Here is an 8,697-nt window from a genome sequence, read left to right on the forward strand (position 1 = left end):
CTGCCAGCCCACAAGTTTGTACTGTGTACCGACTTCTAAGCTCTCTAAGGTTACGGTATCAATGATTGTTACCTTTTTTCCTGCTTCAATCTCTTTGTTGCCGTCCTTATCGGTAGCGGTAGTATGTATCTTGATGATACGCTCTGTGATAAGTACCGTCTGCCCGTCGTCCTCAATGTCTTTGTGTTCTGCAACTTTTACGGGTTCGTCTGGATTGCTGAAGTCATACAATTCTTCAAAGGTAACAAGGTTCTTGCCACCTAAAGCAGACGCATTTAATGTATAGGAAATTTCCACTTTCATTTCTTCATCATCAGCGACAAAGGTATAATCGTTTTCTACACGTTTCCCGTCAATGATAAGCTCGGCGTTTTCTTCCTTTAACATCTGCCAGCCTTTTAACTGATACTTTGTGCCTTTTGTAAGTCCGTCTAATTTGACAGTATCAACGATTGTTACCTCTTTTCCTGCAAGGATAGTCTTTTCGCCGTCCTTGCTGGTCGCTGTGGTATGGATAGAGATTTCTTTTTCGTATTCATCAGTCAAAGTCCCTAAATCAACCACAAGGTTATTTCTTGATACCACGATTTCAAAAGGTGGGATAAGCTCAAAACCCTTGTTGCTTTCAGAGCGTAATTCTTCAATGATGTAAGTATCATAAGGTAACGCCCCCTTGCTGTCGTCTGGTTCAGAAGTTCCAAACCACACACCGTCCTCACTGGTCTTTCCTGCGTTTGTATTGTGCTTATGAGAAGCCCATTCAGCAGAAGTGGAGAATTGCCCGTTATCATCAGTTACCACTACATGATTTTCACCCGTCGTCTTGCTTGTGATCCTAAAGGGAACATTAGCAAGACGCTTGTGTGTACCTGCACCGATTTTTACACCCTCAATATCTCCACGCTTAATCTGATTATAGATAGAATGAGCTTCGTCGGTTAAGTCCACGATTTTTCCATGTTCTGTGATTGTAAAATCAATCGGCTTTGCACCGTCAGTTAAGTAACCGTCGGGAGCTTCACTTTCAACGATACGAAATTTTCCATAAGGTAAAAGGTCAGAAGAAGTAGAAGCGACACCCTCAATATCTGTACGAATTGTCTTTACCACTTCATTTTTCTTGTATAGCTTGCCCTCAACCAAAACAGAATTATCATTTAAGGAAATGATGTCAAAGGCAGTATCTTTCAAAGTGGCACTTCCTTGTGGCTTTGTATCGCCCGTTTCTAAATCTCGTTTCTGAATTTTGATACCGCCACGGATAACCTTGTCTGATACGAAAAACTGGTTACTTCCAGATAATACGGCAAGGTCGCCGTCCTCGGTAATCTGTGTTACATATAAGCCCTTAATCTGTTCGGACTTATCACCAGCCTGCATATATGCACCCTCTAACAAGTAGCCGTTTGGAGCTTTCGTTTCCTCAACGGTTAGCGTTCCAAGTGGAAGAACCGCCTTGCCGTCCTGCATATAGAAGCTATCGCCAGATACCTTGTATGCGTCCGCTAATTTTGTGATGTAGTGAGTTGTCCCGTCGCTGTCTGTTTCAGCGATTGTCTTTGTAACCCATGTACGAGTAGCTTCGGCAGGGAGATTGTCTTTATTATAGAAGCCTGCATAATACTTCCATGTAAATTCCGCACCTGCTAAAGAAGCGCTCCCTTGCGGATTGTCTTTCTGTGTTTCCATATCAATCTTGAAAAGCTCAATCAAAGTGTCCGTTACTTTTGGCGTATCAGATACTTTCAATGTTGCTGTCTTTCCAGCTTCAACCTTTAAGGAATATACAGTTTTATCCACTTTATATCCTGCTGGTGCGGATAATTCCTTGATATAGACTGTGCCTGCTTTTACCTCTACAATATCTGTATTTCCGTTTTCATCAGTCGTAAGGGGAGCAAGCTGTTTCGTGCAGTCCTTATCAGAAAAGACACCATAGGTTGCACCTGCAATAGAGTAATTCCCGTTACCGTCTGTAATGCTAGTATTACTGGAAGTCTTTTGTAATTTCGCATTTCCGACATTCAGCTTCGCCCAGAATTGTCCCAATTCCTGCCCCTCGCCAGAGTAGATATAACCGCCACATTCATAGCGTCCTTTATTTTCTTTGACAAAGGCTCTTGCACCAGAGAAAACTTCGTCCTGCGTTGCCTTTGGAATTTCATCATAAGAAGCTCGCACGTTATCACATTGCCAGCCAAGATGTACGCTCAATCTCTGCCAGACGACACATTGTTCCAACAGATAGACTTGCTTGTAGTTCAGTTCCTTGTGAGCTTCGCCATACTGTTTGACATACTCTAAGGATAACGCCACATCTGAAATCTGGTCGGCACTCATGCGTGAGCTTGCGTCAGCTCTGGTCTTGTAGCCGTTCTTAAAATCTGTATTGATGTCAATACAATAAGCAGTTTCGCCCTCGACTTTCATATAGCCCTCATTGAATGTCGAACCGATAGAACTGTCATTCATTACTTTTTCAATGATACCGACACGCTCTGCACTTTCCGTCCAGTATTGCTTGCTTTCTGCATGAACGGGTGTAGTCGGTAAAGCAGTAACGACAGTTGCAAGAGCTAAGAAGCCCGTACACAATCGTTTTAACATCTTTTTCATAAATCTAATGCTCCTTTCATTTTGGGTATAAAAATAGACGCTCATTTCTGAACGTCTACATTATTAAAAGGCTTGTCCTCTCACACATATTCTATTTTAATAGGTACAACAGTTGCCTTTCTCCTTGTATTTTCGTTGTTTTCATCACTTGCGTTATCTACAACCCCCATGTCCGGCATCAATTACGATAGTATAGGGCATAAGATCAAAGCTCCTGAAAATACGGTTCTACTTACGATATGAAGAAAGGACGAAAAAGGTTATACTTTTTTTAGTTTTATTTCATTGTATCGTATACGGGCGGTGTGTTAGAATAGGAGATAACATTAGGAAAGTGTGTCAAAAAATCTGCGGAGGATACAAAAGACACACAGATGAGAGTGAGGATTTCATGAGAATTACAATATTCAGTCTGGGGGGACTGCTTGGGCAGTATGTGACCAACACGGCGCTTCTTCACGGCGCACAGGTGACCGCCTACGTGCCGGATGCAAAAGCGATCTGGCCGAGAAAAAATATGACCGTGATTGAGGGAAGCCTTCAGAACCGGGAACGCGTGCTGGAGGCACTGCTGGAAGCGGATGCAGTCATCAGCGTGCTGACTCCGATGCGTGTGAAACATGTAAAAGAAGAGGAGACACCGCTGGCTGACGGAAACGCAATGATTCTCTCGGCCATGAAGCAGCTTGGAAAAACGCGGTTTGTGACGGTAGGCCATGTCTGCATTCATGCGTTTGGAGACTGCGAGGACAAATACCAGAGAATGAGTACGAAATTCATGCAGATTTTCTGGCCAGGTGTCTATAAAGATATGCAGAAGATGGGACAGGTTCTGGCACGGAGCGATCTGAACTGGACACTGGTGCGGACGTGTCCGGGAAGAGACGGGAAAGTGAAAAAGGTAGGGCAGAACTGCAGTATTTCGCTGGACGGCAGCCAGTTCCGGCCTGGATACTCGAGAGAGGCCCTGGCGGAATTTCTGTACGAGGCGGCCGCCGATCAGCAGATGTACAGCAGAAAAATGCCCATTTTTTACAGAGAGGGGTAAGAATGGATTTTTCAATTTTATATGCACTGCAGCATCTTCACAATGCAGTGCTCGATCGGGTGATGGTGGGAATCACTTCACTTGGAAATGCGGGATGGATCTGGATTGCGCTGACCGCCGTTTTCTTAATCCTTCCGAAATACCGGAAATGCGGTGTAAGAATGGCGATCGCGCTGATTTTAGATTTGATTTTATGTAATCTGGTGTTAAAGCCGCTGGCAGCGCGCCCGCGTCCGTGCTGGATTGACGAGCAGGTAAAGCTGCTGGTTGCCGCTCCGAAGGACTATTCCTTCCCATCGGGCCATTCGGCAGCCTCGTTTGCGGCGGCAGTCTCTATTTTTGTGATGCACAAAAAAGAAGGAGCTGCCGCACTGATTCTGGCCTGCCTGATTGCATTTTCCAGACTGTATCTGTTTGTGCATTTCCCGACCGATGTCCTAGCGGGAATTGCGGTTGGTTTTATCTGTGCTTTTCTGGCTGCGAAGATCCAGAACGGTTTTCTTCTTCATTCTCGAGGTCGATAAAACGGAACGAAAGCATCAGATACAGAATTTCATCCGGGCTGGAAAGATCAGATTCTAAAATTTCCTTGATCTTTTCCAGGCGGTAGAGCAGGGTACTGCGGTGGATAAAAAGCTCACGCGCCGTCTGGACGACATTGCAGTGGTTGTCCAGATAGCAGCGGAGCGTCCGCATATAGTCACTGCCGGAGCTGTCGTCGTGCTCCTGCAGAAAGAGAAGTCTCTCATGGCACAGCATGTAGCCTGGGAGCTTTTTTGTTGCCTGATCGAGGATGTAGTCAAACGAGATATCGTTGAACGGATGCATCCGTTTGTCGGGATATTTTCGCGTACCGAACTGCAGGGCGATTTTTGCCTGGATATACTGGCGGCGCAGATTCATGTGGCCGTTCATGCAGCGCGAAAAGCCGGCATTTAAGGAACTGTCCTCCACAAAGTGCACCATGCGTTCCATCAGATCGGTCATGGAAAAATCGGACAGCGTGAGGTTAAAGAACGCAACGATACCGCCGCCGTGCGGAAACGCGGAGCAGCCGGTCAGAATGTTTTCCAGATAGGCGCAGACCGAGTTTGCCGTCAGGTTTTTCTGATCCATATCGGAGAGCTGCAGATAGAGGCAGCAGTAGGTGTGGCGGGAATGCCAGCCGAGCGCATCGAGAGCCTGGCTGACCGCAATATAGTCGGCCATCCGGTCGTCGAGGGCACGGAGCAGCACGGTGTGAAGCGACTGCGCCGGCGAGGTTTTCTGCATCACATTGTGCAGGAAGGCGTGATGGATCATTTCTGCAAGAAATTCAAGAAGAAAGCCTTCGGAATCAGAAAGATCCTTTTTCGTGTCGAGGAGCAGCAGGCGGTAGGCGCTCTGACCATGCTGCGTGATGTTGACGCAGAGGGAACCAAGTCCCGTTACGTGATCCGGAAAGCGGAACCATCCATCGAGATCGCGGACGGACGCGTATTCGCTGCTTTCTGTCAAGGAGAGCAGAAGCGGGCGCGTTGCATCGAGGGAGCCAAACACCTTTTCGGGAAAAAAGGAAGGTTCTTCGGACGCTGCGGCGATGATGGAAAAATCCATGCCGACCACCATCAGCGGGTGGGCAAAAACAGGCAGGGAGAGATTTAAAAGATGCTGGATCGATTTTCCGTCGAGCCGTGCCTGCATCAGCTCCTTCTGCCAGGAATCGTACGTCCAGAAAAGCTCCTGCAGGAACGAAAAAACAGCGGATACGCTGCTTTTAACGGCGATCGAAACCGGAGCCGGAAGTTCCTCCGGCAGTTCTTCGGTACAGAGAAGAAAAAGGGAGCTGCTTTCTTCAGGGAGGGAGGAAAGAGAGCCGATCTGTTCTTCTGTGCAGAGAAAGACCCGGTGCGCAGTGGCTGCGGAGCTTGTCTGATAAAGAACAGGCAGTTCCAGTGTGCCGGAGAGCGGCAGGTTTTCCGGTGCAAGAACCGAAAAAGCGCTGCTTAGTTTATAAGCGAGAAATGCGGGGGAGAGCTTCATCGTATCATCCTCCCTGCGCGTGTCATATCGTAAAAATTCATAAAAACCTCCTCAGAAATGAGTGACGTTCTGCGGACGAAACCGCGGTACTTTTTATTTTAGCAGAACAAAAAGGTCTGTCAAGAAAGAAAAGACAGGGGTGCGGGAATTTTTACGGCGGCAACAAGTTAAGATTTTGTGAAGATAGTTGTGGTTTGCGGGGAAAACTGCTACAATATGGCTGATTTGGTTACTGTTCACTCAGCAGTGAAACACTTGCTGTTTCGCTGCGTAAGAATATGATTCAGGTGATTTGAAGTGGTTTTTTACAGAAGAAAAAGGAAGGTATGACTTTAATGTATCATATTATAGTAAATAAAAAATCGCGGTCGGGGCGCGGCGAGAAGCTGTGGCCGGTGATTGAGGGCGAGCTTGAGCGGCGCAGGACGGAATTTCGTGTATATCCGACAAAGTATCACGGAAGCGCACGGGAGACGGCAGCACGGCTGACCGCGAAAGGGGTATGGAATCCCGATGATGTCCTTCTGGCGATCGGCGGAGACGGTACGGCGAATGAGGCGGTCGATGGAATCACCAGCCTGTCGGATGTAAAGTTCGGTTATATTCCAACGGGAAGCGGCAACGATTTTGCGCGCGGTGCCGGAATTCCCTCCGATCCGCTGCAGGCGCTGGAAGCTGTGCTGAAAGGGGAGGAAAAGGAGATCAACATTGGAACGGCGCTTCTTGGCAGCCAAAAGCGGAGATTTCTCGTCAGCACCGGCATCGGTTTTGATGCAGGCATCTGCCACGAGGCGCTGGCATCAAAAATCAAGAATACGCTGAACCGGCTGCATCTGGGAAAACTTACGTATGTGATGATTGCACTGCGGCAGCTCTTTTATCTCGAACCGTTCACACTGGATGCAGCGCTGGAAAACGGAGAACACCGTTCGTTTGAAAATGTTCTTTTTGCAGTGACAATGAATTTTCCGTACGAGGGCGGCGGCTTTTGCTTCTGCCCGGAGGCGGACGGGACAGATGATCTGCTCGACGTGATGGTGGTTTCCAATCTTGCCAAATGGAAAGTCAGCTATCTTCTGCCGATGGCGCTGTTTGGACGCCACACGGGATTTCCTGAGGTACATATGGAGCGGTGCAGCAGCCTTTCCTTTCAGACAGACCGCGCGGAACCGGTCCACCTGGACGGAGAATCGGGCGGACACCGCACGGAGGAAAGGATCGGACTGGAAACGGAGCGTCTCCGCCTTTTGGGCGACTGGGTGAAAGAAGGGATGGAAAGATGATGTTCTGGATCATATTTTTTGCAGTGCTTGCCGTCCTGGCAGCAGGTTATTTCTTTTCCATTCTGCCGGCTACATCGAGACGGCAGGAATGTCTGAAATTTGCGGAATGGAATTATGCGCACCGCGGTCTGTGGAACGCGGCGGAGGGAGTTCCGGAGAATTCTCTTCCGGCTTTTGCCCGCGCGGCGGAGCAGGGATATGCCATCGAGCTGGATATTCAGATAACAAAGGATGGACGGATTGTGGTGTTCCACGATGACACGATGAAGCGGATGTGTGGAAACGAGGGAAAAATCAGCGATTATACGTATGAGGAACTCCAGCAGTTCCATCTGGGCGACAGCACGGAAAAGATTCCGCTGCTTCGTGAGGTACTGCAGACGGTAGACGGCCGCGTGCCGCTTTTAATCGAAATCAAGATGCCGGGACTTTCCACGGCGGTCTGTGCGGGATTTCAGAAGGAGATGGAGGGGTACACCGGTATGTTCTGCATGGAATCCTTCAACAGCCTGGCCCTCCGCTGGTGCCGCCGCCACATGCCGCAGACGCTGCGCGGCCAGCTTTCCGGCCGTTTTTCAAAGGATGATAAGGTGCATCTGATCCTGCGGATAATGGCGCGTCATCTGATGCTGAATTTTATCGGGAAACCGGATTTTATCGCCTACGACCACCGCTACGCCGACTGCCCGGGCTTCCTGATCGACCGTATGCTGTTTCGGACACCGGCATTTGCATGGACGGTAAAAGATGAGCATGTATATAACCGGACACGGAAAAAATTCGACGCGGCGATCTTTGAACATTTCCATCCCAAGGACGGCTTTCAGAAACCGAAACGGCATCACCGCAGCGGAAAAATGCAGGCGCAGAAGGTTATTGTAAAAAAAGAAAAGAACAGGTTAGAAACCGATGAATTGTTTCTTAAAAAATAATAAAGCTTATTGACTTCGGTTTTCGGTGTGCTATAATTTCAGCAGGTTGAAGAGAAAAACCTCGTCAGAAAAGTGGAGGGAAACTATGAAGACAATAAAAAAATATAAGCATTTTCTTCCGGTAGTGGTTTATGGTATTTTCTATCTGAAATGTTTTCAATATCTGGAAACGCACATTACGAAAGGTTATCATCTGATTCATACTCCGTTTGATGATATGATTCCGTTCTGTGAGTTTTTTGTGATTCCTTATTTTATGTGGTTTGGATATATTGCATGGTCTGTCCTTTATTTCGGCTTCTGCAACAAGAACCGCAGAGAATATTATCAGCTGATTATCAACCTGGGAATCGGAATGACGGCGTTCCTCGTGATCTCCTATCTGTACCCGAACGGCCAGAACCTGCGCCCGACGGTATTCCCACGGGAGAACATTTTCACGGATCTGGTCAGAGGCCTTTACCTGACAGACACACCGACCAACGTATTCCCAAGTATTCACGTATATAATTCCGTAGCCGTAGCTGTTGCCGTAGAACACAGCGAGCAGCTCAAAAACCGCCCGGTATTCCGAAACGTCTGCCTGGGCCTGACGGTGCTGATTGTGTTTTCGACCATGTTTTTAAAACAGCACTCCGTATCGGATGTGTGCTGTGCGCTTGTTATGAATGCGGGAACCTGTATGCTGCTGTACCGGCCGGCAAAGGCGGGGAATGCACTGCGGACACGGGAGAAAAAAGCGAAATATAGAATGTAAAAACGGAAACGGACGGCCCGCGCACCAGAAGGTGCGCGG

Annotated in this window: 7 protein-coding genes; 5 read left to right on the forward strand and 2 right to left on the reverse strand. The window is 48.1% G+C overall.

Annotation, left to right across the window (positions count from 1 at the left end; genetic code table 11):
• The coding region (locus DWW13_RS15425; RefSeq protein ID WP_118720522.1) for an SrtB-anchored collagen-binding adhesin at positions 1-2,616 on the reverse strand (2,616 nt) is incomplete at its 3' end.
• 391 nt (positions 2,617-3,007) lie between these two features.
• Here DWW13_RS15425 and DWW13_RS15430 point away from each other — a divergent pair.
• Together DWW13_RS15430 and DWW13_RS15435 are read left to right on the forward strand one after the other, a co-directional pair.
• Positions 3,008-3,664, forward strand: coding sequence for an NAD(P)-dependent oxidoreductase (locus tag DWW13_RS15430; RefSeq protein ID WP_147345119.1), 657 nt, complete (start codon positions 3,008-3,010; stop codon positions 3,662-3,664).
• Positions 3,665-3,666: 2 nt separating this feature from the next.
• Positions 3,667-4,188, forward strand: a complete 522-nt coding sequence (locus DWW13_RS15435; RefSeq protein WP_055221420.1) for a phosphatase PAP2 family protein — start codon at positions 3,667-3,669, stop codon at positions 4,186-4,188.
• On the opposite strand, the gene DWW13_RS15440 is transcribed toward DWW13_RS15435, so the two are convergent.
• Positions 4,124-5,686, reverse strand: coding sequence for a PucR family transcriptional regulator (locus DWW13_RS15440; protein ID WP_055221422.1), 1,563 nt, complete (start codon positions 5,684-5,686; stop codon positions 4,124-4,126). The two genes, DWW13_RS15435 and DWW13_RS15440, sit on opposite strands and share 65 nt — an antisense overlap.
• Positions 5,687-6,021: 335 nt before the next feature.
• Here DWW13_RS15440 and DWW13_RS15445 point away from each other — a divergent pair, with 335 nt between their 5' ends.
• The 3 genes from DWW13_RS15445 (at position 6,022) to DWW13_RS15455 (ending at position 8,658) form a co-directional block, all read left to right on the forward strand.
• A complete protein-coding gene (locus DWW13_RS15445) occupies positions 6,022-6,969 on the forward strand; it encodes a diacylglycerol/lipid kinase family protein (RefSeq protein WP_158568590.1) in 948 nt (315 codons plus the stop codon).
• Entirely contained in the window at positions 6,966-7,901 is a 936-nt protein-coding gene (locus tag DWW13_RS15450) for a glycerophosphodiester phosphodiesterase family protein (RefSeq protein ID WP_118720524.1), read from the forward strand. The genes DWW13_RS15445 and DWW13_RS15450 overlap by 4 nt, the downstream gene beginning before the upstream one ends.
• An 85-nt stretch (positions 7,902-7,986) precedes the next feature.
• Entirely contained in the window at positions 7,987-8,658 is a 672-nt protein-coding gene (locus DWW13_RS15455) for a phosphatase PAP2 family protein (protein ID WP_055268197.1), read from the forward strand.
• The last annotated feature ends 39 nt before the right edge of the window (positions 8,659-8,697 follow it).

The sequence above is a fragment of the Blautia sp. AF14-40 genome (assembly GCF_003479665.1).
GTDB classification, from domain to species: Bacteria; Bacillota; Clostridia; order Lachnospirales; family Lachnospiraceae; genus Fusicatenibacter; species Fusicatenibacter saccharivorans.

Excerpts from the sequence above, each read along its gene's own strand:
- DWW13_RS15430 (WP_147345119.1), top strand. The coding sequence starts at position 3,008 with ATGAGAATTACAATATTCAGTCTGGGGGGACTGCTTGGGCAGTATGTG.
- DWW13_RS15435 (WP_055221420.1), top strand. The coding sequence starts at position 3,667 with ATGGATTTTTCAATTTTATATGCACTGCAGCATCTTCACAATGCAGTG.
- DWW13_RS15440 (WP_055221422.1), bottom strand. The coding sequence starts at position 5,686 with ATGAAGCTCTCCCCCGCATTTCTCGCTTATAAACTAAGCAGCGCTTTT.
- DWW13_RS15445 (WP_158568590.1), top strand. The coding sequence starts at position 6,022 with ATGTATCATATTATAGTAAATAAAAAATCGCGGTCGGGGCGCGGCGAG.
- DWW13_RS15450 (WP_118720524.1), top strand. The coding sequence starts at position 6,966 with ATGATGTTCTGGATCATATTTTTTGCAGTGCTTGCCGTCCTGGCAGCA.
- DWW13_RS15455 (WP_055268197.1), top strand. The coding sequence starts at position 7,987 with ATGAAGACAATAAAAAAATATAAGCATTTTCTTCCGGTAGTGGTTTAT.